The organism is Nocardia sp. IFM 10818, assembly GCF_054655275.1.
The window spans coordinates 2969525-2993306 of the sequence record NZ_BAAHJH010000001.1; the positions used below are offsets into that span (position 1 = coordinate 2969525).

A 23782-nucleotide genomic window follows, 5' to 3' on the forward strand; every position below is an offset into this window, starting at 1 on the left:
GGTCGCTCGAAAAGCTCAGCCATACGGTGAGATTCATGCGCACAGCGCTCTCGACCCAGATGAAGGTGCCGGATTCCGGAAAGGTCCGTCCGCCGATGCTCACCGTGATCGCGCCCGCCGACGGCCGGGTGATCGATGCCATCCCCACCGATGATCCGGATCAGGTGCGCACGACGGTGGATCGGTTACGGGACAATGGCGCGCTCTGGCGCTCGCTCGGGGTGGTCGGTCGGATCCATTGGCTGACCTTGTTCCGAAACTGGTTGCTGGACAGTCGCGATGAGCTCGTCGCGCTGCTGGGCCTGGAGACCGGCAAGTCGGAATCGGAGTCCGAGGCGGAGTTCGCGCTCGCGCTCGAGGCTCTCGATCACTACCGCGCCCACGGCGCGGATTTCCTCGGCGGCTATCACCCGCAGGTAGCCGTGCGCCCGGCCGCCTCCATGCAATTGGTACTTGCGAACCATTTGTGCTCGGTGGTGGGGGTGGTCGGGCCGTGGACATATCCCTTGGCGCTGGCGGTATTCGACGCCGTGCCGGCGCTGGCGGCCGGGGCCGCGGTGGTGGTGAAGCCGTCCTCGGAGACGCCGCTGACCATGCGCGCGGTGACCGCGGGCTGGGCGAGCATCGGCGCCCCAGCGGTTTTCGAGACGGTCGCCGGGCACGAGGCCGGACCGGCGGTGCTCGACAGCGTCGACTATGTGCGCTTCACCGGCAGCGCGGACACCGGCAAGGTGGTGGCGCTGCGCGCGGCCGGGCGACTCATCCCGTGCTGCCTCGATATCGGCGGCAAGTCCGCGGCCGTGGTGCTGGCCGATGCGGACCTGGATCAGGCCGCGGCCTGTATTGCCCTGGGCGGGCTGGCGAACAGCGGGCAAAGTTGCAATTGCGTGGAGCGGATCTATGTCGAATCTGCCGTCTATGACGCATTTGTCGGCAAATTGGTGAACGAGGCCGCGGCCTTCGGCCCCCTCGACGGCGATGAGGCGGGCACCGGAGTGATGACCTCGGCGGCCCAGGTCGGCATCGTCCGCGATCAGGTGCGCGACGCCCTGCTCAAGGGCGCCCGGCTGTGCTGCGGCGGCACCGGCTCCGGGCACGTCTTCGAACCCACCGTGCTCGCCGATGTCGATCCGGCCATGTCGGTGCTGACCCGCCAGACCCTCGGCCCGGTGCTGCCCGTGGTGCGGGTCGCCGAGGCCGGCGAGGCCTTCGAGCTCGCCCTGCGCCCGCCCGCCGCGCCCTGCGTGAGCGTATGGACCACCGATGCCGCGGCCGGCGCCCGCGCGGTCGGCCGGTTCGCGCCCGCGCGGGTCGGCCTCAACGACGTCTCGGTGCACATCGCGCGCCCCGCGCCCTTCTGAGGCCGATAGACTGCGGCTTCGGACGAGAACGCGGAGCGGATGGGGATGATGGCGGACACCACACCGGACGATGCGACACCGGACACCTTGGTGCACATCTGCACTCGCGACGATTGGGCGGCCGCGCAGGCGGCGGGGGAGTACCTCGCGCCCTCGCTGGCGGAAGTCGGCTTCATTCATCTGTCCGCGCCGTATCAAGCGCACTTGCCCGCCAACCGGTTGTTCGCCGGGCGGCAGGACCTGGTCCTGCTGTGGCTGGATCCGCACGCCCTCGACGCGCCGCTGCGCTGGGAGCCGGGCGTGCCGTCCGATCCCGAGTCCATGCGATTCCCGCATCTCTACGGCCCGCTGCCGCTCGCCGCGGTGACCGAGGTGACCGACTACCTGCCCGCCGCGGACGGGCACTTCGCACCGCTCACCGCCGAGTGACCGGCGCCCGGCGGCGGGTTGCCCCGTTTCACCGCAAACTGCGCGGTCTGTCCTAATCTGGACCGGTGAACGTCGACGTGACAGCGCTGCCCGGTATCGGTGTACGCAAGGATTTCGAGGTCCGGGCGGGCCGCCGGATAGGGGTGGTGGCGCACCGGGACGGCGGGATCGACCTCATCGTCTCCCAGCTCGACGACCCGGACGCCTGCCTGGCGCAAGTGCCGCTCACCACCGACGAGGCCGCCGTCATGGCCAATCTGCTCGGCGCGCCGCAATTGGTGGAGAGCCTGAAGGAGGACCACCGGGACCTACCCGGGATCACCACCCGGCAGCTACCCATCGGCAGCAATTCGCCGTATCAGGGCCGCATGCTCGGCGAGACCGGGATGCGCACCCGCACCAAGGCGTCCATTGTCGCCATCATGCGCGCCGGGCAGCTGCATCCCTCGCCCGGACCGGACTTCGTGCTCGACTCCGGCGATCTGCTGGTGGTCGTCGGCACCCCGCACGGGCTGGACGCGGCCGCCCGCATCCTGGCCGACGGCTGAGACTGTGGATCCGACCGGTCTAGCCCTCGTCGAGCTCGGCGCGATCTTGTTCGCGCTCGGCATGCTGGGCCGGATCGCCGCCCGCTTCGGCATGTCGCCCATTCCGCTGTATCTGCTGGGCGGTCTCGCCTTCGGCAAGGGCGGCATCGTCGAAATGCAGGCCGCCGCCGAATTCGGTCATCTGGCCGGTGAGATCGGCGTGGTGCTGCTGCTGTTGCTGCTCGGATTGGAGTACACCGCAGCCGAATTGGTGACCGGATTGCGCCGCTCCTGGGTGGCGGGCCTGGTCGACATCGTCGCCAACGCCACCCCGGGCGCGGTGGTGGCGCTGCTGCTCGGCTGGGGCGCGGTCGGCGCGGTCACCATGGGCGGCGTCACCTACATCTCCTCGTCCGGGATCGTGGCCAAGGTGCTCAACGACCTGGGGCGGCTGGGTAACCGCGAAACCCCGGTGATCCTGTCGATCCTGGTGTTCGAGGATCTGGCCATGGCGGTGTACCTGCCCATTCTCACCATGATGCTGGCTGGGCTGAGCTTCGCCGCCGGGGCGAAATCCCTCGCCATCGCGCTGCTGGCCATCACCGTGGTGCTGGTGGTGGCGCTGCGCTACGGCCGCTATGTGTCGGCGGTGGTGGACAGCAACGACAATGAGGTCTTCCTGCTGAAGCTGCTCGGGGCGGCGCTGCTGGTGGCCGGAATCGCCTCGGCGCTCAATGTGTCCGCGGCGGTGGGCGCCTTCCTGCTGGGCATCGCCATCTCCGGATCGACGGCGCACGAGGCGGCGAAACTCCTGGAACCGCTGCGAGATCTGTTCGCGGCCATATTCTTCGTGGCCTTCGGGCTCAATACCGATCCCACCGCCATACCGCCCGTGCTGGGCTGGGCGGTGGCGCTGGCGGTGCTCACCGCGCTCACCAAGCTGGGCACCGGCTGGTGGGCGGCCAAGCGGCAGGGTATTCGCCGGATGGGCCGCGCGCGTGCGGGCGCGGCGCTGGTGGCGCGCGGCGAGTTCTCCATTGTCATTGCCGGACTGGCGGTTTCGATGGGCGGGGTGGACAGCCGGCTGGCGGCGCTGGCCTCGGCGTACGTGTTATTGATGGCCGTGCTGGGGCCGATCGCCGCGCGGCTGGTCGAGCCTGCCGTCCGGCTCTTCCAGCGCATCGGGCGCCCCGCCGATTCGGTCGGACGCACTCCGGGCGGGGATCCGGTCGGGCTCTGAGCCGGCCTCGGTCCGACCTGCCTTGTTCCCGGGCTTCTGTGTCCTGGCCCCGGATGCCTTGCGCGCCATCACCTTCACGAAGCGGCGCGAGAGCGCGACGGCGGCGGCGCCGACCGCCAGCCCGATCAGCAGCGCGAAGAAGTGGCCGTAGTCGGTGAACGTGCGGCCGTCCCACAGCGCGGCTCCCCACCAGATCACCAGTCCCACAGCCCAAATCCAGCGGGCGGCGCCGCGCAGCCGGAAGGTCAGCGCGCCCAGCATGGCCGAGATTCCGTAACTGGGGCCGACATCCGTCGCCACGGTCACGCGCAGCGGGATCAGGCCGTCCTCGAGTCGCTGCGTGAGTCCGTAGGCCACGAGCAGGGTGGCCCCGATATGCCCGGTGGCCACCACCAGAATCCAGCGCAGCGAACCGAGCCAGCGTTCGGCCAGCGCCATGAGCGTGAGCATGATGATGATCTCGCCCCACGGGAAGCCGCCGTCGGTCCAGAACGCGGAGGCGATGAGCACCTGGATCGGATCCCGATGCAGATTGCGCAGATTGGTGGAGGCGGACAGGATCAGCCGGCGGCCGACCATATCGCTGGCCCCGCGCAGCGTCCACCAGGTGACGAACAGGGTGAACGCGTAGGCGATCGAGGCGGGAGTCACCGCCAGCAGGTCGTGATAGGCGCCGAAGGCGCGGCGCAGCCGGTGCGGGCGCCGCCACCAGGCGCTGATGGCGCGCACTTCGTCGTGGATGTCCACGGTGCGCAGCCAGGGCGGCTGATACGCGTCCAAGGCCATGTGCCGGGGTCCGTTCTGCCGTGCGCTACCGGGGTTCGCTGCGTGAACCGACGTCCGATCGGGGCGTCGGGGCAATCGTATCCCGAGGTCAAGCGGGCTCGGAGGTGAGGTTGGGCGTAACTCGTTACGCGCGGTAATGACGCGGGAAAACGACGGTTACAAGCCAGCAACATGGGCCCGGAGGATCTGACGGGTAACCCCTTTCTGGGCGATTGCTCAGTTCCTGTGTGAGGAGTGCGAGTCCCCTTATGACGACTGCGACCCGAACGGCGTCGTCCGCCGAACCCGCCGACGACTATCTCGCCAAGCGAACCCTGCGCCAGGGTTCGGCGGGCTGGGTGCTGCTGGCCGGGCTCGGCGTCAGCTATGTGATCTCCGGTGACTACTCGGGCTGGAATTTCGGCCTGGCCCACGGCGGTTTCGGCGGCCTGCTCATCGCGACCGTGCTCATCGCGGGCATGTACCTGGCCATGGTGCTCGGCATGGCGGAACTGTCGGCGGCGCTGCCCGCGGCCGGGGGCGGCTACACCTTCGCGCGGCGGGCGCTGGGTCCGTGGGGCGGATTCGCCACGGGCGCGGCCGTTCTCATCGAATACGCCATCGCGCCGGCGGCCATCGCCACCTTCATCGGGGCCTATGTGGAATCGCTGCACCTGTTCGGGATCACCGACGGCTGGTGGGTGTACCTCGCGGTGTACGCGATCTTCATCGGCATTCACCTGGCCGGGGCCGGGGAGGCGCTGAAGGTCATGTGCGCGATCACCGTGGTGGCGCTGGCCGGTCTGGTCGTCTTCGTCATCGCCTCGTGGGGCAAGTTCGATCTCGCCAACCTGACCGATATCCCGGCCGATCCGAATGCCGTTGGCAGCTCGTCGTTCCTGCCGTTCGGCGCGTTCGGGATCTGGGCGGCGGTGCCGTTCGCCATCTGGTTCTTCCTCGCGGTGGAAGGTGTGCCGCTGGCGGCGGAGGAGGCGCGGGAGCCGGAGAAGAACGTGCCCAAGGGGATCATCGCGGCCATGCTGGTGCTGCTGGTGACCGGCGGCGCGGTGCTGGTGCTGTCCACCGGAGCCCTTGGCGCGGACAAGCTTTCGCAGTCGGGCAATCCGCTGGTGGAGGCTCTCGGCTCCGGCGGGGCGGCCACCGTGGTCAACTACATCGGCCTGGCCGGGCTGGTGGCCAGCTTCTTCTCCATCGTCTACGCCTACTCGCGGCAGACCTTCGCGCTGTCCCGCGCCGGATATCTGCCGACCGGCCTGTCGGTGACCAACTCGCGCAAGGCGCCCGTGCTGGCGCTGATCGTGCCGGGCGTCATCGGTTTCGGGCTGTCGCTGACCGGCGAGGGCGCGATGCTGCTGAACATGGCCGTGTTCGGCGCGGCGGTCAGCTACGTGCTGATGATGGTGAGCCACATCGTGCTCCGGGTGCGCGAACCCGGCATGAAGCGGCCGTACCGCACCCCCGGCGGCATCGCCACCACCGGATTCGCTTTGGTCGTCGCGTGTGTCGCGGTGGTCGCGACCTTCCTCGTCGATCCGGTCGCGGCGGCCTGGACGCTCGCGGCGTTCTGCGCCTTCATGCTCTATTTCGGGCTGTACAGCCGCCACCGCCTGGTGGCCAACTCGCCCGACGAGGAATTCGCGGTGCTGGCGCGGGCCGAACAGGAGCTGGAATGACCGTCTACCACCAGCACATCGGCGGGGCCACCTACACCTTCGACGGATTGGTGGAGCTGCTGGCCAAGGCCACTCCACTGCGCAGCGGGGACGAACTCGCCGGGTGCGCGGCGCATTCCGACGCCGAACGGGCGGCGGCGCAATGGGCGCTGGCGGAGGTGCCGCTGACCGTCTTCCTGAACGATCCGGTGGTGCCGTACGAGACCGACGAAGTGACGCGGCTGATCATCGACACTCATGATCGCGGTGCGTTCCAAGCGATTTCGCATCTGACCGTGGGCGGGCTGCGTGACTGGCTGCTCGGCGTGGCCGCCACCGAGCACGCCGCGGTGACCCTGGCCGCGGTCGCGCGCGGGCTCACCCCCGAGATGGTGGCCGCGGTGTCCAAGCTCATGCGCAATCAGGATCTGATCGCCGTCGCCAAGGCCACCGAGGTGACGGCGGGCTTCCGCACCACGGTGGGCCTGCCCGGCACCCTCGCCACCCGCCTGCAGCCCAACCACCCCACCGACGATCCCCGCGGCATTGCCGCGGCCGTCCTGGACGGGCTGCTGCTCGGCTGCGGCGACGCGGTGATCGGCATCAACCCCGCCACCGATTCACCGCAGGCCACCGCGGATCTGCTGTACCTGCTCGACGAGGTGCGGCAGCGCTTCGACATCCCCACCCAGTCCTGCGTGCTCTCCCATGTCACCACGACGCTGGGCTTGATCGAAGCGGGTGCGCCGGTGGACCTGGTCTTCCAGTCCATCGCGGGCACCGAGGGCGCGAATTCCGGTTTCGGCGTGAACATCTCGCTGCTGCGCGAGGCCAACGACGCCGGACGGTCCCTCGGCCGCGGAACAGTCGGCGACAACGTCATGTACCTGGAAACCGGTCAAGGCTCGGCACTTTCGGCGGGCGCACACCTGGGCGCCGGCGGAAAACCAGTCGACCAGCAGACGTTGGAGACCCGTGCCTACGCCGTGGCCCGCGACCTGGACCCGCTCCTGGTCAATACGGTGGTCGGCTTCATCGGCCCCGAATACCTCTACGACGGAAAGCAGATCATCCGAGCGGGCCTGGAAGACCACTTCTGCGGCAAACTCCTCGGCCTCCCCATGGGCGTGGACGTCTGCTACACCAACCACGCCGAAGCCGACCAGGACGATATGGACACCCTCCTGACCCTCCTCGGCGCCGCGGGCTGCGCCTTCGTCATAGCCGTCCCCGGCGCCGACGACGTCATGCTCGGCTACCAATCCCTCGCCTATCACGACGCCCTCTACGTCCGAAAAGTCCTGGGACTCCGCCCCGCCCCGGAATTCGCCGCCTGGCTCGACCGCCTCGGCATGATGAGCGCCGACGGCCGTGTGCTGCCGGTGGAGCCCCTGTCCTCCCCGCTACGGGCGCTGGCGAGCTGACATGAACGATCTGCCCACCTGTTCGGCCCTGCCCGGCGTCCGCCCATGGACCGGGAAAACCACCGGCTCCAGCCATGATCGGATCGCCTCGCGGGCGTTGCGCGCGGTGCGTCGTATGGACGGCAGTTGCCGACTGTCCTCGGCGGGCCGCTCCGAAGACGCGGCACGGACCCCGGAGGAAGACCAATGAGCGCGCACGAATCGTCCCGCCCGGCCGCCGTTCTCGCGGGCCGTGCCATCCATCCCGCCGGCCCGGCCCCCGATCACTCCGGAAGCGCGACACCCGATGCCGCCCAGGACTTCTGGGCCGAACTGCGCCGCACCACCCAAGCCCGCATCGGTCTCGGCCGCACCGGCGACGCCCTCCCCACCACCGAGGTCCTCGAATTCCGCGCCGCCCACGCCGCGGCCCGCGACGCGGTGCACAAGCCACTCGACGTGGCCGCCCTGGCCGCCCGGATATCGGCCCTGGGCCTGGGCGATCCCGCCCTCGTCCGCAGCCGTGCCTCGGACCGCTCCGAGTACCTGCGACGCCCGGACCTGGGACGCCTGCCCGCCGGTGCCGAGCCGACCGATCGGCAGCGCGCCGCGCGCCCGGCTGATGCAGCGCCGAGCCTGGAATGCGCTCCCGCACAGGACATCTCGGACAAGGCCGCAGGACGAGGCGGTCCGGGGCGGGCGGGCGTGTCGGAGGACGCGAGCGCTCCGTTCCTTACCGGACTTCCGCGCACAGGCGCCGATATCGGGGTTGTGCTCGCCGACGGCTTGTCTCCGCGCGCCCTCACCGACCACGGGGCGCCCATGCTGGCCGCCCTGATCGAAGCCCTGGGTGATCGCTACTCCTTCGCCCCGCCGGTCATCGCCACTCAGGCCCGTGTTGCCCTCGGCGACCACATCGGCGAGGCCATGGGAGTCACCACCCTGCTGGTGCTCATCGGCGAACGCCCCGGTCTCTCGGTCGCCGACAGCCTCGGCATCTACCTCACACATCTGCCGCGTCCGGGTCGCGCCGACTCCGAACGCAACTGCATCTCCAACATTCACCCCCCGGAGGGGCTTGGTTATGCCCGGGCTGCGCAGGTTGCGGCCGGATTGGTCGACGGCGCGCGCCGCCTGGGGCGGTCGGGCGTGGACCTCAAGGACACGTCCGCCGGTGCCGCGTTGACGGCCGACCCCGCGCTGGTGCTCGAGGTCGCTGATTCGGCGTAAGCACCGGGCCGGTTAGGGTCGGGCCATGCGTCCGCTGCTGGTTGCCCTGCGTGTGCCGCCCCTGCTGGTGCTGGCGGCGCTCATCGCGTTCACGGCTCATGTGCTGGTGTACGCCCGGCGGCCGCAGCGTCCGGGCGCGGACGTCATCGTCGTGCTCGGATGCAGACTGCGGGAGGGCGAGCCCGGCCGGTTGCTGGCGTCCCGCCTGGACCGGGCCGCCGAGGTGTACCGCCGCGAGCGGGAAAGCGGCGCCACGCCACTGCTCGTCACCTCGGGCGGTCAGGGGCCCGGGGACAGCGCGGCCGAAGCCGATGTCATGGCCGACTATCTCGAGGCGATCGGCATCCCGCCCGCTGCCCTCGTTCGTGAGAACCGCTCCCGCAATACCGAAGAGAACCTGCGCTTCACCCGGCGCGAACTCCGCACCCGCGGTCTTGACCCGTTCGCCACCCGAATGACGGTGGTAACCAGCGACTTCCACGTCTTGCGCAGCACCGCCCTAGCCCGCCGGCTCGGTCTGCCCGCCCAGGTCACCGGCGCCCGCACCGCCTGCTTCGCCGTCCGGAAGGCCTTCCTGCGCGAGTTCGTCGCCGTGCTCGCCACCTGTGTCGCCACAGCGGCGCGCTCCCCGCTCAGATCGGCGGGTTTCGGCGGAGGTCGAGGCGGCGCATGACGCGGTCGACCACGTCGGGTGGGATGCCGGGTTCGCGGCGGGCGGCCAGGGCTTCGGCGCGGCCTGCTTCCAGGACGTCGTTGGTGATGGCGCGCATCTTCTTGGTGAAGGCCAGGGCGCGGTCGGTGTTCTCCTTGGCGTTCTTGTCGGCGGCTTCGGGGTCCACTCGGGCCAGGCGGCGTTCGAAGTTGTCGCGGAGGCGTTCGTAGACCTCGTCGGGGAGTTGTTCGGTGGACGAGATCTGTTTGAGGCGGGTGAGTTCGGCATTGAGGACCCGGGTCCAGAGATTGCGTTCGATTTCGCGTTCCAGTTCGGTGTCGGCGTGGACGCCGGTGGCGCGGACCACGGCGGGGAGGGTGGGGCCTTGCAGGAGGAGGGTGAACAGGACCACGGCGAAGGCGGTGAAGAGGATTTCGGTGCGGCCGGGGAAGGGCTCGCCGGTGTCGGTGGTGAACGGGATGGCCAGGGCCAGAGCGACTGTCGCGACGCCGCGCATACCGGCCCACCAGGTGACAATCGTCTCGCGCCAGGTGTAGGGCTCGTCCTTGTCGCGCCGCCGCCACCAAGCCTGGAAGATGGTGGTGGTGCCCAGCAGCCAGATCAGTCGCAGACCCACCACGACGCCGATCACCGCCGCCGCGCCGCCGAGGTAGCGCGGCCAGTCCGGACCGGCGTCGCGCAGCACGGTACTCAGTTCCAAGCCGATGAGGCCGAAAGCGAAACCGGTGACCAGCATCTCGATGATCTCCCAGAAGGAATCACCGACCAGGCGGTAGTCGCTGTCGCCGAAATCGGTTGCCGCGTCGGTGAGGTACAACGCGCACACGAGCACCGCCAGGACGGCCGAACCACCGCGTGACTCCGAGACGCCGTACGCGGCGAACGGCAGCAGCAGCCCGAGCGCCACCTTCCACGGGGCTTCGTCGAGCTGCTGCATGAGTTTGCTGCCGATCCATCCGGCGGCCAGGCCCACGACCAGGCCCACCACCGCGGAGACCGCGAAATCGCGGGCCGCGTGCCAGCCGGAGAAGGTGCCGGTGACCACCGCCTGGATGGCGACCGAGTACAGCACGATGGCGGTCACATCGTTGAACAGGCCCTCGCCCTCCAGCACCGACACCAGGCGGCGGGGCAGCCCGAGCCTGCCCGCCAGCGCCGAGACCGCCACCGGGTCGGGCGGGGCCACCAGTGCGCCCAGCGCGAGCGCCGCGCCGATCGGAACGGCCGGGTACCAGAGGTGGAAGGCCCAGGCCACGGTCACGGTGGTCACCACCACCAGCACCACCGCCCGCAGGCTGATGGCTCCCCAGTTGTCCGCGAACTGCCGCCAGGAGGTGCGCCGGGCCGCGGCGTAGAGCAGGGGCGGCAGCACCAGCGGGAGGATCACGTGCGGATCGATCTGGATCTCGGGCACCTGCGGCAGCAGCGCCAGGACGACGCCGAAGGCGGTCATGAGCACCGCCGGCGCCTGGCCCAGCCGCTTGCCGAGCGGTTGGGCCAGGATGGTCGCGAAGAGGACCAGGAAGATCAGTTCCAACTGGTGGGGCTCCACGGCAGCCAGTTTGCTACCGATATGCCCGAGAGTCGACCAACCGGTCCGTGTTCTCAGCTAGCGGGGTGAAATCTCAGGAACTGCGCCGCTGCCGCCGAGGCAGGCCGATATTCTCTCGCGGCGTGCTCAGGCCGGTCTGCGGAAAGCCCGGCGGTAGCGGCGGGAAGGCGGGCGCCTGCGCCGCCGGAGCGGGCCGCTGTGGCGGCTCGGCGAAACCCGCAGCGGCCGGGGCCGATTCGTGTGGCCGCGCCGCATGCGCGCGGCGGGCCTGTTCGGCGACGTACCGCCGCGCGCCGACGCTGCCGTAGGCCACACCGGAATCGGGCTGTGCCGCACCGAACCCGGGCCGCGGAGCTTCCCGGCCCGCCATGTCGACGCCCGGGTTCACCTGCCGCTCCGCCGGATTCGCCTGCAACGACCACGCCGCATGCCCGCCCGGGTCCGGTTTCTGCGCGGGGCGCTGCACCTCGGTCATCCGACTGGCCTCGTCGACCTCGGTCAGCCCGACGTGGATGAGCAGGATCATGGTCACCATGCTGACGCTGATCATGAGCGGCGCCAGCAACTGCATGGCGCCCGCGCCGGCCGGGACATCCACCGCGTGATCGGCCTCGTGGGCGCTCATGGACGCCATCCCGGTGTAATGCATGCCGCACACCGCCACGCCCATGATCAAGGCCGCGCCGATGGTGGCGAAGATCCCGTTGATGTGCAGCGTGAACCACAGCGCCGCGGTCGCCGCCACCACCGCGATCAGCAGCGATACCGCCACGATGCCCGCGTCGTAGTGCACCACCACATCGGTTTTCATGGCGTACATGCCCGAGTAGTGCATGGCGCCCACGCCGAGCCCGGTGACCGCGCCGCCCGCGATCAACTCCCAGCCCCGCCAGCGCGCGCTCGCCACGATGGACAGCCCGATCCACACCACCCCGATGGCGATCAGCGCCGAGAGCAGCGTAATCGGGATGTTGTATCGAATATTGGCGCCGCGGATCGAAAACCCGAGCATGGCAATGAAATGCATCACCCAGATGCCCGTCCCGCCGATGGCGATCGCCGCGGCGATCAGCCAGCCCTTGCGGCCTTCTCCCGCGCGGGCGCGCGCCGTGCAGCGCAGTCCGAGCAGTGATCCGGTGACGGACATGATGTACGCCAGCACGGGTGTGAGCCACCCGTAACTGAAGTGGTGAATTTCCAGCACACGAACTCCATTGCCAGAACAGGGTTTTCGTCGTCGCGCACCGCGACGTGCGCACCCTACAGCCAGATCGCCCGGATAGGAAATTAAGAGGATTGTTTTCCTCGAAAATTTTCCGAATGGGTTGTTCGGACGTCCTAGCAGGTAGTGGGTGTGCGTAGCGTACGCCCGGAATCCGTTGTGCGCCTCGTGATCTGACAAATAGCCGTTGCGGATGCAATTGCAGCGGAACGGATCCGATTCCCGTGGTTCTCGGGGCACCGGCGATCGGGGCAACGGTTTTGCCGGATACGCCCGGCGTGCTCGCTCTCATAACGTTCCGCCCGCAGGGCAATTGGGAGTGGGAGGAATCGACGTGGTTGCGCAACTGACCTCGGAGGCGGTGCGCCCGGACGCGGAGCCGGAGCGAGACGAGCGGTGGCATCCGCTGGCGCGGGTGCTGTTCCGGTTCGGATTCGTCTGCGTGGGAATCGGGATGGCTGCGGTGTGGCTGGTGCACGCCCTGCTGCGCTCGTTCGGCGTGCCGCAGGAGATGGTGACGGAGCTGGGCCGGTGGACCGCACTGTATCCGCTCACCGACTGGGTGGGCCGCCAGTTCTTCGATGTGCGTGTCGATTACACGCCGACCGGCAGCGGTGACACCGCGACGCACTGGGTCTCGCTGTTCACCCTGCTGCTCGTCTCGGCGGCGGTCACTCTCGTCTGGTCGCTGCTCGATCGCCGCCGTCCCGGCTACCCGCGGCTCTACGCGTGGTTCCGATTGTTGCTGCGCGCCACTCTGGTGAGCGCGCTGTTGCTGTACGGGATGATGAAACTGCTGCCCTCCCAGATGTCGTTCAATCTGGAGCGGCTGGTGCAGCCCTTCGGCGAGATGAGTCCGATGGCCGTGCTGTGGGCGCAGACCTCGCTGTCGGAGCCCTACGAGATCGCGCTGGGCGCAGCCGAAGTCGTCGCCGGCCTGCTGCTGGTGCTACCGGTCTCCGCCGGCCTGGGTTCGATTCTCAGCGTCATCGTCGCCTTGCAGGTATTCCTGCTGAACCTGACCTTCGATGTGCCGGTGAAGATCTTCTCCTTCCAGCTGCTCGCCTACGCGACGATCTTGGCCGCCCCTGATATCCGCCGAATCGTCAAGGCGCTCACCGGTCGAGCCCTTCCGGTCCGCCGTCCCGAGCCCCTGCTCACCACCGTCCGCGGCACCCGGATCCTGCTGGTCGCCCAAGTCGTCCTGGGCGTCTGGCTGCTGATCACCACGTTCCTCGAGTGCCACGACGCCTGGCGTACCCACGGCACCGCCCGCCCGCAGTCACCGCTCTACGGCATCTGGAACGTCACCGAATACACGGTGGCCGACCAGCAATTGCCGGCCTTGGTCGACTACACCGATGCACCGTCCACCTCGGTGCTCGGTGCGAACGACCGATTCCGGCGCATCATCTTCGACATCCCGATCGGTATCACGGTCCAGCGCATGAACGATGCCCTGATCTCCTTCCCCGCCCGGATCGACACCGACCGTCAGATCATCACGATCTCGAAGGATCTGGCCCACCAGTACCCGATCGCGATGTTCGGATACCAGCAGCCGCAACCGAATCGGCTCATCCTCACCGGCCAGGTCGCCGGCCGCCCGGTCCGCATGCAACTGGATCAGGTCGACCTCGACCGCTATCCGGTCGTCTCCCGCGGCTTCAACTGGGTCCAGCCCGCGCCCTACTTCAAGTAGACCGCGAGTTCGCGTCCACCACCGGGAGTCTCGTGCGATGCTCGAATCATGACCTGGTCGATTCTCGGTGGGTTCGCGATCGCCGTGCTTCTGGCGGCCATGGTGCCGGGCCCGACCACCGCCCTGGTGATCCGCCGCAGCGCCCTGGGCGGTACGCGGGCCGCCCTCCCGATCATCGGCGGCATGCAGGTCGGCCTCTACTTCTGGATCGCCGCTTCGGCTTTCGGCCTGTCCGCCCTGGTGGCGGCGAGTGATGTCGCCTACACCGTCATTCGCGTCATCGGCGCGGCGGTCTTGATCTGGCTCGGATTCCAGGCCTGGCGGGCGGCTCGCCGCTCCCACGACGACATTGCGGTGGACGAGCAGGCCGCGCGCGCCAAGACCTGGCGCGCCTGCTCGATCGGACTGCTCACCAACCTCACCAATCCGAAGGTCGCGGTCTTCGCCTTCGCGTTCTATCCGCAATTCGTTGCCCCGGAAGCGAATATCGTCGCGACCACCCTGGCCCTGGGCCTGCTGCAGGTGGCGGTCGATGCGAGCTGGTTCCTGCTCGTCGCCACCTTCGTCGGCCGCGCCCGCGCCTTCTTCTCGCGCACCCGGGTGCGGCAGTGGCTCGAACGGATCACCGGCACGGTACTGGTCGCGCTGGGCCTGCGACTGGCCCTCACCGAAACCTGATGCCCCGCCTCACCGCGGTTGCCGGCGCGGGGCCCGGCGGCGCGGGGCCGCACGGTGACGCCGCGGGATCGGTTGGGCGGCAGGCTCTTCGCCGAGCGCGGCAAGGAGCTCACGACGGCGCTCGGTGCTGATGCTGCGGCGGTCACGGTAGGTGAGCGCTCCCTCCATGGCCCACAGCATCTCGCGATTCAGGCCCTTCACACCGGCGGCGCGCATGCGGCGGTACGCCTCGACCGCGCCGACATCGGCGAGCTCGTCGAGCGTGGTCACCTCGGCGTGCGCGAGCAGGACGGCGGCGGCGCGACCGAGTTGGTGGCCGCTGCCGCGCCATTCGCGAATGCGCAGGTGGGCGTCGCCTCGGACCGCTTCGGCCTCATCCCAGACCGCCCAGCGCAGGGTGGCCGGATCGCGCGGCGCGTCGGCACGCGACAACACTTGCGCGCGGGCCTGGGCGGCCACGTTCACCATGGGGCGGAAGCGCCGGAACACCTGGACTTCGCCGTCGTGTCCTCGATTCCAGCGGTCGAGGTAGAAGTAATCGGTACCGAATCGGTCCGAGGTGTCCAGATCAGCGGCTTGTAGCGCCCATGCGCGGGCTTCTACCGCGGTGCTGGGCGCGAGGATGAGCAGCCCTTTACGGCGGGTGATATGGCTGGTGTGCTCGCGGTGCCGATAGCCATTCCACCAGGCGTCCGTCGCCGCCGGTTCCAGCGTCCGGTCCAGGCCGAAGGTCTGCCAGCGCACGGTGCCCGCCGGATTCGATCGGGGGAACGGTCCCTTCAGCTGCCGGGCCAGATCGTCATCGAAGCCGCTGCACCAGCCGGGCACCAGCACGATGGCGTCGGCCGGATCGGCATCGAACGGATTCGGCACCAGGAACCGGCGATCGATGAACACCACCGTGCCCGGCCGAGCCTGATAGGACAGCCCCCACAGCAATCGCGCCAGCAGCCGCGCCCCATGATCGTCCGACAGCACATGCCAGGTGTTGTGGAACCTGTTCGTGCTGAACCGGGCATGGGTGCCGGGCCGCAACGTGATCACCGTGCGCACACCGTCGCCCGACCGCACCAGGCGCCGGTGCAGTTTGAGACCGTCGGTAATGGATCGGGCCGTACCCGGGCGTTGCTGCTTCATCGCATTCCATGACGCCACACCGGCATCCGCGCGGACAACCGATTTTCGATCTATCCCGCAGCGGATTTCGTGCTGCCGAAGGCGGTGCGGTAGCCCTGGGGTGTGGTGCCGACAATGCGTTTGAACCGGTCGCGGAGGGCGGTGGGGGAGCCGAAACCGGCTTGGGCGGCAATTCTTTCGACGGGTAGATCGGTGGCTTCGAGGAGGTGTTGGGCCCGGCGGACGCGGGCGCGGAGCAGCCATTGCATCGGCGTGGTGCCGGTTTGCTCGCGGAAATGGCGGTTGAGGCTGCGGGGGCTGGTGCCCGCGTGGGCGGCGAGGTCGTCGAGGGTGAGGGGAGCGGCGCAGTTGTCCTCCATCCAGCGCAGCAGGGGTTCGAAGCCGGAGCCGCGCGGGGTGGGCGGACGGTCGTGAATGATGAATTGCGCTTGGCCGCCTTCGCGTTCCAGGGGCATGACCGCTTGCCGGGCGGCGTCGGCGGCGACGGCGGAGCCGTGGTCGCGGCGGACCATGTGCAGGCACAGGTCCAGGCCGGCGGCGGCGCCGGCGGAGGTGAGCAGGTTCCCGTTGTCGACGTAGAGGACGTCCGGGTCCACCTCGATGGCCGGATACAGCTCGGCGAGGGTGCCGGCGGCCAGCCAGTGGGTGGTGGCGCGACGGCCGTCGAGGAGTCCGGTCGCGGCGAGGGTGAAGGCGCCCACACAGATCGAGGCGATTCGGGTGCCGTGCGCGGCGGCGCCGCGGAGGGCGGCGAGGACCTTCTGCGGGATCGGTGCGGTCGGGTCGGTGCAGCCGGGGATGACGATGGTGTCGGCGCCGGACAGGCCGTCCAGGGTCCACGGGGCGTGCAGGGTGAACGGGCCCGCGTCCACCCGTGGCTTCGGCGCGCAGACCCGGATCCGGTAGGCGGGACGGCCGCCGGGGAGCCGGGCGCGGGTGAACACCTCGATCGGAGTGGCCACGTCGAATGCGATCACCTTGTCCAGGGCGAGAACGGCCACCGTGTGCACGAGCCAAGAATAGGTTGGCGAGAATCCGTTGGTAACTGTCGATTTCGCCACTTCTGCGCGGGTCTCCGAGTCCCTACCGTCGAGGACGACCGAACGAGAAGGAGACTCGGATGCTTGCTCAGATCGTGTTGTTCGACGGGTTCGGGCCCATGGATGTCGTTGGGCCCTATGACGTTTTCTGCGCCGGGGCCATGGTCACCGGCGGAGCGCTGGAGGTCGAACTCGTCTCCGCCGAGGGCGAGCGTGAGGTTCCCGGCGGAGTCGGCACGCTGGGGCTGCGCGCCACAACGGTATTCGACCCCCGGCGTGCGGACATAGTCGTGGTGCCCGGTGCGGCGGGCGACATTCCGGAGCCGGGAACGCAGCCGGGCGAGGACAGCATCCCGGCCATCCTGGCCCGCTGCCTCGAAACCCCGCTGCCGGGGCTGCTGAAGCAGGCCCTAGACCAGCCCGGCTCCACCGTGGCCGCGGTCTGCGGCGGTTCGGTGCTGCTGTCGATGGCGGGCCTCATCCAAGGCCGTTGCGCGACAACCAATCACCTCGGCATGGACGTACTCGAAGCCACCGGCGCCCGGCCCGTGCATGCCCGCATCGTGGACGACGGCGACCTGGTGACCGCGGGCGGCGTCACCTCCGGCCTGGATCTGGGCCTGTATTTGCTGGAGCGCGATTTCGGCCCGCAGGTGGCGCTGTCGGTGGAGAAGCTGTTCGAGTTCGAGCGGCGCGGCACCGTGTGGCGCAATGCCGGAGCCGCGCCCGCCAGGCCGTTCTGAACGCGGCTGTGCGGGCTAGACCCGGCTGCCTCGGGCACTGAGCCTGCGGATCGGTGCGATGAGCATCCGGTAGATCGGGCGTACCAGGCGGCCGGGTACGTAGCGGTGACGTTCCTCATGCCAAACCCGCGCCCGCGGGTGCGACACGATGGGTGACCAGCGATCCGGAATCGGGGGCGCGGATGTGTGGAATTCAATGCGGCACAGGTGTTTTGTATTGATGAACCCGTACTGACCCGGGCTGACCAGCCGCAGCGGTGCGCCGTGGTCACTGTTGAGCGGCCGCCCGTCGAGGCGGTCGGCGATCAGCACATCATCGGCCAGGACATCCTCGAGGACCGCGATCGACCGGAACCCGTCGAGCCCCTCGAAAACGACGTGGGTGATGGGCGCTCGCGGGTCGAGAAGTGGCTCGACCCGCTTGCGGTAGAGGGTCTCGAACGAGATCCCCTCCCACAGCAGATCGGTGGCCGACCACCCTGCGACACAGTGAAAGTCGGCATTGAGTTCCCGCCGCGGCAGCTCAGCGAGATCGGCCAGGGTAAGCGTGGCGTTCTCGGTCACCGCTCCACCGATCTCGATAACCGGATCAGCGGGAACCGCCGGCGGCGGATGATGCAAATGGGTACCGAAGCGCGGGAATCCATCGACAGCGCGCTGTCCAGGAGGAAGTGTCATGGCGATCCTCTGCGATCAACTAGTGCAGTCGCTCTATATAGAAGGACCGTACTAGTATGCGGCCCGGTCGCGCAACCCACCTCACCCGTGCCGCCCTCGAATCCGCCTGGTTTGAACCGAGATCCAGTATCTCTACGACCTGACGTCGTAGTCGAGGCCGAGGTTCACGACGAGCAGGTTGGCTTGGCGTACTGGAAGCCGGCCGAGCCCTCGATTCGCCGATACGGCGGGCGATACCTCGTGGCCACCGTGCCCGAGGTCCAGGAGGGCGAATGGCCGGGACGTGTGGTTGTGCTCGAGTTTCCCGATCTCGATCAGATCAGGGCCTGGTACGACTCACCGGAATACCGTGCCGCGCGCGAAGTTCGGAAGTCCGGCGTCACCGTGCGCCTGGTCTTTGCCGAAGGGATGTGAGCAACTCGGCCGCACTGACCGCTGGCGCATGTGAAACGACGGCGACCGGGAACTGGTGGCGGCAAAGCGCGAGAAGGGTCCGCCACCAGTTCCCGGTCGAAGGTATTTCACATCGAGATGCACTCGACACGCACGCTCATACCGATGAGCGCGCCTCTTCGCTGGGCCGGGATACACAAGAAGCGGTCGCGAGTATCGAGGAAGCACCGATGCGCAGAAGGATCAACGACGGGACCGCATCCGGATTGTCGCCGACGAGCGGTCGCAGTAGTAGGAAGATCTCTCCATGCATGTCTTCGCGAGTTCGCGCACCCTCGAGGTCTGGCAATGGGGCACGGGCCACACTGGGCTATTGCTGCGCGCCTGGGGCGGCGCCGATGACGAGCCTCTACTCCGATTCGCCCATCAGAGAATCGAGGTGCTCAATCGCCGAACCCGACAGTTTCGACCGGTCGATCCGGGCAAGCAGGGCCGAGAAATCTGTCTTCGCCGTGCCTGCACCGACAATCGCGCACACGGCGTTCAACTCGGACTCCACCGCACTCGGTGATGTCTCGATCTCTGCCGCGCACAGGAGAACATGGATCAGTGCCGATGCTTGCTGCTGGTCGTAACTACCGGCCCAATCCGTACCGTCGTCAGCAGCGCGTTCCCGTTGTGCTGCCGAGTCGCTGAGCAGGGCCCGAACCAAGTTGAGGTAATCCTCGGTATGGACAGACAAGTCGGCCCTTTCCGGCGTTCCGTGCATGGTCTGGTGGATGCCTCAGATTATTCCGGACCGGTGGGCGTGCATCGCCGAGCGACTCGATTTGGCACATACTGTCCAGGAACGCATTACATTGCCGCTGGTCGTGCGGACCGAGTCGGCCAAGCCGCGCTGCCGGCCGAACGCACTGAACTGCCGAGTTGAGGGCCTCAAACCATGATGGGCGGCGGCTTGGCTTTGTCGGCCTGAGTGTCACTGTGGCTGGTTAGGATTCGCGTCGTGTCACATATCTTGCACGTATACCTTGTCGATTTGGCAGAGGTCGAGGCGGTCATCGGATCCAAGGACGAAGAGTTCCTGAACCGGTTGCTTGCCGAGCGTCCGGATCATGATCCGGAAGTTGGCTGCTGCGAACTGTGCGATCTTCCTGACTGCGAGGGTCCTGACTGTGAAGAGTGCGATCTCTGCGAGGAGGTACAGCAGCCGCAGGCGTTGCGGACGATCTTCGAAGGCGGCCCCTTCGACGAGCACCACGCCCACGCCTACATCTCAGCGCTGGAATTGATCTGTGAAGACCTTGGCCGGGCCATAGGCGATGCGAGCTTCTGGTTCGGCTATGACAGGCTTCCCGATGTGATCCTGGGTCTGGCCAGCAACATGGACGGCGAGGATCCGTTCCCATCCACCGAGGAGAACGGTTGGGGTCATATCGGAAAGGAAAGCTGCGCGGAACAACTGGCCGAGTGGGAGACCATCGCCGCAGGACCCGACGACCACGGCGGCTACGCCGACTGCATCGTCGAGTGGTTCCGCGAATCCAACGCCGCCAACAAGGATCTCATCGGCTTCTGGGCTGGATAGCGTTGACGGATCGGTCTCGAGGACCACGGCGACCGGCGCGTAGCTGCTCATTGCGCCCCTCATGTCGCCGTTCGGAGACATCTTCTTCGATTCCGTGGATGGTGTGTGGATGCTGGATGTGGCCGAGGAGACGTTGGAGTGCGGGTGGGTTGATCTCGAAGGGTGCCGTTTTGGAGTTGCGGTCGGAGGTCCTGGACTTCACCATTCCTCCGCGGGTGGGCGGGGAGCTGGGCCTGGACAACGTTGATGTCATGGATTTCGTCACTGCTGCGGGGATGGCGGGTCAGATCCACGATCAGTTGAGGTTCGCGCCGGAGGGCACAGCGATCCAGTCTGACCGAACCCGCCAGGGCGAAGTGGCGGACGGCGAGGCCGCCTGCGGCACAGAACATGTGAAAGGACATCGACCGGGAACTGGTGGCGGTGAAGGCCGAGGAGGGTCCGCCATCAGTTCCCGGTCGATGGTGTTTCGGATCGCCCAATATCTTTGACTGGCAACTGAAGACGCATGCGTCGATCGGCATCGCAGTTGACTGAGGCTTCGTTCTATCGGTTCCGGATCTGATACGGTGCGCCGATCAGTGGGTGTGCAGAGGTTGGATTCGTCATGGTGATCAGAGACGTCGACGGCTATGTAGACGACCGGGAATCGACGGTGACCGTGTCGGTTTCGGTTACGGTGAACGTGAGTTCGGCACCGCTGCGACAGGAATCTAGTTTCGCGGTGTCGGCGTCGCCGTCCGCTGAATCTGGTCGGGCGCTGTCTGTTGTTCCGTTCCCGTCAGGGGGTGCCGGTCCGTTCGTCACCATGACGTTGGATGGCAGCAGGCTGCCGATCCGTCTGGAATTCAGTTCCGAGTGGCGTGATCGGGTGCCGTCGAAAGAGGTTGGTTGTGAGCTGTTCGAGGCGTACTCGCGGGCACTGAACGAACACGATGGTCGGCATTCGGCCGCGGACGGCGCCGCTGATGGGTGGTATCTGTCCGCTCGGGAGCAGGCGATCATGCTGCTGGAGACCACTACCTGGAACAAGTACTGCCGGGTGCACGACGACCTCCAATCGGACAGTGACTATCTGGTCCGCGGAGCTGCCACGCAGTACGGCAAGGCCGTCGTCTCCATGTCCGGAAACCGGCACGCGATCCATTCGATCACCGTGTCGCCGCTATGGCCCGGCTGCTCGGATTCGCGGGCGCTCGAGGCGGAGGTGCTGTGGTGTGCGGACCAGATTCGCGCGCTGCGCCCCAAGTTCGCCGCCAAGGGGGACTGGACGCGCTACTCCGATGCCGAGCTGTTCGAACTGCAGCGCCGGCACCGGCAACAGCTGATGCGCAACAGCATGTTGTGAACGCCGGGTGGGATCAGATACGAGAACGGGCCTCTGAGCTGCAGCTCAGAGGCCCGTTCTCGGGGTGATCGCTAGTCCAGGTAGTCGCGCAGGACCTGGGAGCGGCTCGGGTGGCGGAGCTTGCTCATGGTCTTGGACTCGATCTGGCGGATGCGTTCGCGGGTGACGCCGTAGACCTGGCCGATTTCGTCCAGGGTGCGGGGCTGGCCGTCGGTGAGGCCGAAGCGGAGGCGGACTACGCCGGCTTCGCGTTCGGACAGGGTCTCGAGGACCGACTGGAGCTGGTCCTGGAGCAGCGTGAAGCTGACCGCGTCGACGGCGACGACTGCTTCGGAGTCTTCGATGAAGTCGCCGAGTTGGGAGTCGCCTTCGTCGCCGATGGTCTGGTCCAGGGAGATGGGCTCACGGGCGTACTGCTGGATTTCCAGCACCTTTTCCGGCGTGATGTCCATTTCCTTGGCGAGCTCTTCGGGGGTGGGCTCGCGGCCCAGGTCCTGGAGGAGTTCGCGCTGGATGCGGCCGAGCTTGTTGATGACCTCGACCATGTGCACGGGGATGCGGATGGTGCGGGCCTGGTCGGCCATGGCGCGGGTGATGGCCTGGCGGATCCACCACGTGGCGTAGGTCGAGAACTTGTAGCCCTTGGTGTAGTCGAACTTCTCGACCGCGCGGATCAGGCCCAGGTTGCCTTCCTGGATGAGGTCCAGGAACGCCATGCCGCGGCCGGTGTAGCGCTTGGCGAGCGAGACGACCAGGCGGAGGTTGGCCTCGAGCAGGTGGTTCTTGGCGCGGTTGCCGTCGCGCATGATCCAATTCAGATCACGGCGCGCCTGCACCGGCAGCTTCTCACCTTTCTCGGTGAGCTCGCGCATCTTCTCCGTGGCGTAGAGGCCGGCCTCGATCCGCTTGGCGAGCTCGACCTCCTCCTCGGCATTGAGCAGCGCGACCTTGCCGATCTGCTTGAGGTAGGCGCGCACCGAGTCGGCCGAGGCGGTCAGCTCGGCGTCCTTGCGGGCCTGCCGCAGCGCCTCGGATTCCTCTTCGTCCCAGACGAAGTCGCCGGAGGCCTTGTCCTTCTCGGAGGGCTCCTCGGCCTCCTCGGCCTCGGCTTCCGCCTCGACCTCTTCGGCCTCTTCCTCCTCGTCGTCGGCGATCTCGACGTCATCGTCGCCGAGCTCGACGTCGTCGACGTCGATATCACCGAGATCGTCGAGTTCCAGCGACTCGTCGTCGCCGATCTCCTCGACGTCGCCCTCGGGGCCGCCGTCGGCCTTCTTGGGGCTCGCCTTCTTCGCCGCGGCCTTGGTGGCCTTGGCCGCCTTGGCGGGCGCCTTCTTGGCGGCGGTCTTCTTGGCCGCGGCCTTCTTCGCCGCGGCCTTCTTGGCCGGGGCTTTCTTGGCGGCAGCCTTCTTGACCGGCCGTGCTGCGGTGGTGTCTGCTGAATCGGCGGCTTCGGCCGAGTCGGCGGTCTCTCGGGTATTCGTGGCTACCACGTACGCCCTTTCGTGACGGTCTCGTGCGGCGTCACGCCAGAGTCAATCCGGCGGAGCGGTCTGTCGGGGGGAACCGGCGCGAGTGCCGGGTTGGTTTCACCGGCTCACCGCCGGACTGTTCCATTGTAACGATCGAACCAGCATGCTCATGGCGCGATACCGGCAGACACGGCCATCGCGGCGCCGACGATGCCGGCGGTGTTCTTCAGATCGGCCGCGACGACCGGGGTTCTGTTGGTGAGCAAGGGAATCCATTCGCGGTAGTCACGACTGATGCCGCCACCGGCCACGAACACATTCGGCCAGAACAGGTTTTCAATGGTGACCAGCACCTTGGAGACCTCCGCGGCCCACTGCTCGTAGGTCAGCTCGTCGCGGTCCTTGATGGAGGCGGCGGCCCGGTGCTCGGCCTCCATACCCCCGACTTCCATGTGCCCGAGTTCGGTATTGGGCACCAGCGTGCCGTGGTACATCACAGCCGATCCGATCCCGGTGCCGAAGGTGAGCAGCACCACCAACCCGGTCAGATCTCTTGCCGCGCCGTAGCGGTCCTCGGCGAGTCCCGCGGCGTCGGCGTCATTGAGCACCGTCACCTCGCGCCCGCCCAGGGCTTCGGAGAACAGATTGCGCGCGTCGGTCCCGATCCAGTTCTTGTCGATATTGGCGGCCGTGCGGACCACGCCGTCGATGACCACGCTCGGCAAGGTGATGCCGACCGGTCCATCCCATTCGGCCTGGGCCACCAGTTTCGCCACCGTCTCCGCCACCGCGTTCGGGGTCGACGGCTGCGGGGTCGGAATCTTGATGCGCTCGTGCACGAGATCCCCGGTGCCCAGATCGACCAAGCCACCCTTGACACCGCTACCACCGATGTCGATCCCGAATGCCTGCCCCCGAGCGGCCATGA

24 protein-coding genes and 1 pseudogene are annotated in these 23782 nt (G+C 67.9%); 16 read left to right on the forward strand and 9 right to left on the reverse strand.

Annotation, left to right across the window (positions count from 1 at the left end):
* Positions 1–35: 35 nt before the first annotated feature.
* The 4 genes from ACYQ5L_RS13730 to ACYQ5L_RS13745 all read left to right on the forward strand — a co-directional run bounded on the left by ACYQ5L_RS13730 (position 36) and on the right by ACYQ5L_RS13745 (position 3557).
* Entirely contained in the window at positions 36–1361 is a 1326-nt protein-coding gene (locus ACYQ5L_RS13730) for an aldehyde dehydrogenase family protein (protein WP_459957729.1), read from the forward strand.
* A 48-nt stretch (positions 1362–1409) separates the two neighbouring features.
* Positions 1410–1790 (forward strand): DUF952 domain-containing protein, encoded by a 381-nt coding sequence (locus ACYQ5L_RS13735; RefSeq protein WP_459957730.1) that lies wholly within the window; start codon positions 1410–1412, stop codon positions 1788–1790.
* Between the two features lie 65 nt (positions 1791–1855).
* Positions 1856–2338: a cation:proton antiporter regulatory subunit gene (locus ACYQ5L_RS13740; protein WP_067547783.1), complete on the forward strand. Its 483-nt coding sequence runs from the start codon at positions 1856–1858 to the stop codon at positions 2336–2338.
* Positions 2339–2342: 4 nt separating this feature from the next.
* Positions 2343–3557, forward strand: coding sequence for a cation:proton antiporter (locus ACYQ5L_RS13745; protein ID WP_459957731.1), 1215 nt, complete (start codon positions 2343–2345; stop codon positions 3555–3557).
* Positions 3558–3680: 123 nt separating this feature from the next.
* Here ACYQ5L_RS13745 and ACYQ5L_RS13750 read toward each other — a convergent pair.
* Positions 3681–4343, reverse strand: a pseudogene (locus ACYQ5L_RS13750) (rhomboid-like protein); the annotation flags it as partial.
* Positions 4344–4591: 248 nt separating this feature from the next.
* Between ACYQ5L_RS13750 and eat the strand changes: the two are divergent.
* From eat to ACYQ5L_RS13775, 5 genes are read left to right on the forward strand one after another with little or no spacing between them, the layout of a single operon-like run.
* The gene (gene eat / locus ACYQ5L_RS13755) at positions 4592–6016 is read left to right on the forward strand and encodes an ethanolamine permease (protein WP_459957732.1); all 1425 of its coding nucleotides are present in this window, start codon (positions 4592–4594) and stop codon (positions 6014–6016) included.
* Entirely contained in the window at positions 6013–7419 is a 1407-nt protein-coding gene (locus ACYQ5L_RS13760) for an ethanolamine ammonia-lyase subunit EutB (protein WP_459957733.1), read from the forward strand. Before eat ends, ACYQ5L_RS13760 begins: the two co-directional genes overlap by 4 nt.
* A 1-nt stretch (position 7420) precedes the next feature.
* The gene (locus ACYQ5L_RS13765; protein ID WP_459957734.1) at positions 7421–7609 is read left to right on the forward strand and encodes a hypothetical protein; all 189 of its coding nucleotides are present in this window, start codon (positions 7421–7423) and stop codon (positions 7607–7609) included.
* A 47-nt stretch (positions 7610–7656) separates the two neighbouring features.
* On the forward strand, positions 7657–8628 hold the full coding sequence (locus tag ACYQ5L_RS13770) for an ethanolamine ammonia-lyase subunit EutC (RefSeq protein ID WP_459963427.1): 972 nt from the start codon (positions 7657–7659) through the stop codon (positions 8626–8628).
* Positions 8629–8653: 25 nt separating this feature from the next.
* Complete coding sequence (locus ACYQ5L_RS13775) at positions 8654–9301, forward strand: YdcF family protein (protein ID WP_459957735.1); 648 nt, start codon at positions 8654–8656, stop codon at positions 9299–9301.
* On the opposite strand, the gene ACYQ5L_RS13780 is transcribed toward ACYQ5L_RS13775, so the two are convergent.
* Both ACYQ5L_RS13780 and ACYQ5L_RS13785 read right to left on the reverse strand, forming a co-directional pair.
* Positions 9261–10853, reverse strand: a complete 1593-nt coding sequence (locus ACYQ5L_RS13780) for a Na+/H+ antiporter (protein WP_459957736.1) — start codon at positions 10851–10853, stop codon at positions 9261–9263. The two genes, ACYQ5L_RS13775 and ACYQ5L_RS13780, sit on opposite strands and share 41 nt — an antisense overlap.
* Positions 10854–10926: 73 nt before the next feature.
* Positions 10927–12057, reverse strand: a complete 1131-nt coding sequence (locus ACYQ5L_RS13785) for an MHYT domain-containing protein (RefSeq protein ID WP_459957737.1) — start codon at positions 12055–12057, stop codon at positions 10927–10929.
* Between the two features lie 352 nt (positions 12058–12409).
* Here ACYQ5L_RS13785 and ACYQ5L_RS13790 point away from each other — a divergent pair, with 352 nt between their 5' ends.
* Both ACYQ5L_RS13790 and ACYQ5L_RS13795 read left to right on the forward strand, forming a co-directional pair.
* The gene (locus tag ACYQ5L_RS13790; RefSeq protein ID WP_459957738.1) at positions 12410–13777 is read left to right on the forward strand and encodes a DoxX family protein; all 1368 of its coding nucleotides are present in this window, start codon (positions 12410–12412) and stop codon (positions 13775–13777) included.
* 48 nt (positions 13778–13825) lie between these two features.
* Complete coding sequence (locus tag ACYQ5L_RS13795; RefSeq protein WP_459957739.1) at positions 13826–14455, forward strand: LysE family translocator; 630 nt, start codon at positions 13826–13828, stop codon at positions 14453–14455.
* Positions 14456–14464: 9 nt separating this feature from the next.
* Here ACYQ5L_RS13795 and ACYQ5L_RS13800 read toward each other — a convergent pair whose 3' ends face one another.
* Both ACYQ5L_RS13800 and ACYQ5L_RS13805 read right to left on the reverse strand, forming a co-directional pair.
* Positions 14465–15592, reverse strand: a complete 1128-nt coding sequence (locus ACYQ5L_RS13800) for a TfoX/Sxy family DNA transformation protein (RefSeq protein WP_459957740.1) — start codon at positions 15590–15592, stop codon at positions 14465–14467.
* 50 nt (positions 15593–15642) lie between these two features.
* Positions 15643–16602, reverse strand: a complete 960-nt coding sequence (locus ACYQ5L_RS13805) for a GlxA family transcriptional regulator (protein ID WP_459957741.1) — start codon at positions 16600–16602, stop codon at positions 15643–15645.
* 110 nt (positions 16603–16712) lie between these two features.
* On the opposite strand from ACYQ5L_RS13805, the gene ACYQ5L_RS13810 reads away from it, so the two are divergent.
* Entirely contained in the window at positions 16713–17375 is a 663-nt protein-coding gene (locus tag ACYQ5L_RS13810; protein ID WP_459957742.1) for a DJ-1/PfpI family protein, read from the forward strand.
* A 15-nt stretch (positions 17376–17390) separates the two neighbouring features.
* Here ACYQ5L_RS13810 and ACYQ5L_RS13815 read toward each other — a convergent pair whose 3' ends face one another.
* Positions 17391–18053 (reverse strand): molybdopterin-dependent oxidoreductase, encoded by a 663-nt coding sequence (locus ACYQ5L_RS13815; RefSeq protein ID WP_459957743.1) that lies wholly within the window; start codon positions 18051–18053, stop codon positions 17391–17393.
* Here ACYQ5L_RS13815 and ACYQ5L_RS13820 point away from each other — a divergent pair.
* Complete coding sequence (locus ACYQ5L_RS13820; RefSeq protein WP_459957744.1) at positions 17997–18467, forward strand: DUF1330 domain-containing protein; 471 nt, start codon at positions 17997–17999, stop codon at positions 18465–18467. The genes ACYQ5L_RS13815 and ACYQ5L_RS13820 overlap by 57 nt on opposite strands.
* 388 nt (positions 18468–18855) lie before the next feature.
* Here ACYQ5L_RS13820 and ACYQ5L_RS13825 read toward each other — a convergent pair whose 3' ends face one another.
* Positions 18856–19215 (reverse strand): hypothetical protein, encoded by a 360-nt coding sequence (locus ACYQ5L_RS13825; RefSeq protein WP_459957745.1) that lies wholly within the window; start codon positions 19213–19215, stop codon positions 18856–18858.
* A 237-nt stretch (positions 19216–19452) separates the two neighbouring features.
* Here ACYQ5L_RS13825 and ACYQ5L_RS13830 point away from each other — a divergent pair, with 237 nt between their 5' ends.
* From ACYQ5L_RS13830 to ACYQ5L_RS13840, 3 genes are all read left to right on the forward strand, one after another.
* A complete protein-coding gene (locus ACYQ5L_RS13830) occupies positions 19453–20034 on the forward strand; it encodes a DUF7691 family protein (protein WP_459957746.1) in 582 nt (193 codons plus the stop codon).
* Between the two features lie 149 nt (positions 20035–20183).
* Positions 20184–20525 (forward strand): hypothetical protein, encoded by a 342-nt coding sequence (locus ACYQ5L_RS13835; RefSeq protein WP_459957747.1) that lies wholly within the window; start codon positions 20184–20186, stop codon positions 20523–20525.
* A gap of 116 nt (positions 20526–20641) precedes the next feature.
* Entirely contained in the window at positions 20642–21382 is a 741-nt protein-coding gene (locus ACYQ5L_RS13840) for a hypothetical protein (protein ID WP_459957748.1), read from the forward strand.
* Positions 21383–21453: 71 nt separating this feature from the next.
* Here the strand turns inward: ACYQ5L_RS13840 and ACYQ5L_RS13845 are convergent, their stop codons facing one another.
* The gene (locus ACYQ5L_RS13845) at positions 21454–22875 is read right to left on the reverse strand and encodes an RNA polymerase sigma factor (RefSeq protein WP_459957749.1); all 1422 of its coding nucleotides are present in this window, start codon (positions 22873–22875) and stop codon (positions 21454–21456) included.
* Between the two features lie 146 nt (positions 22876–23021).
* Positions 23022–23780 (reverse strand): polyphosphate--glucose phosphotransferase, encoded by a 759-nt coding sequence (ppgK, locus tag ACYQ5L_RS13850; RefSeq protein ID WP_459957750.1) that lies wholly within the window; start codon positions 23778–23780, stop codon positions 23022–23024.
* Positions 23781–23782: the final 2 nt, after the last annotated feature.